The sequence below is a fragment of the Pseudoalteromonas fuliginea genome (assembly GCF_000690055.1).
In the GTDB taxonomy this organism is placed as follows: domain Bacteria; phylum Pseudomonadota; class Gammaproteobacteria; order Enterobacterales; family Alteromonadaceae; genus Pseudoalteromonas; species Pseudoalteromonas fuliginea.
Genome location: NZ_JJNZ01000253.1, coordinates 1 through 333, shown reverse-complemented (window position 1 = coordinate 333; position 333 = coordinate 1). Strand labels below are relative to the sequence as shown.

Here is a 333-nt window from a genome sequence, read left to right as displayed (position 1 = left end):
GCCTATCACTTTGTTGTTTCTGATAGACCAACTTATCGCTGTTCCTGTTTTGCTAATTGATTCTCCAGCAGCTTTAATTGTGCTGAACTCTTCACCTGTTGTTATGTTTCTTATTGACACTGAATTAATATGACTATCACCCTTCATGTATCCTTTAAGCCTTAGTTTTTCTGATAATTGCTCTCCATCATTAACGTATGAATACCTATGACCACCAGCAGTGCCGCCACTTCTTATTGCGTAAGAAACGTTACCTGTAGTTTTTAACTGAGCTTGCCTTACTGACTCAAAAACATCACCAGTATCTAAATTCTTAACAGGCTTCGATTTGTG

1 protein-coding gene is annotated in these 333 nt (G+C 37.8%); it reads right to left on the bottom strand.

Features of this window, described 5'->3' with window-relative positions; all coding sequences use genetic code 11:
• On the bottom strand, window positions 1-333 hold a 333-nt coding region (locus DC53_RS22300; RefSeq protein WP_033032704.1), incomplete at both ends, for a hypothetical protein.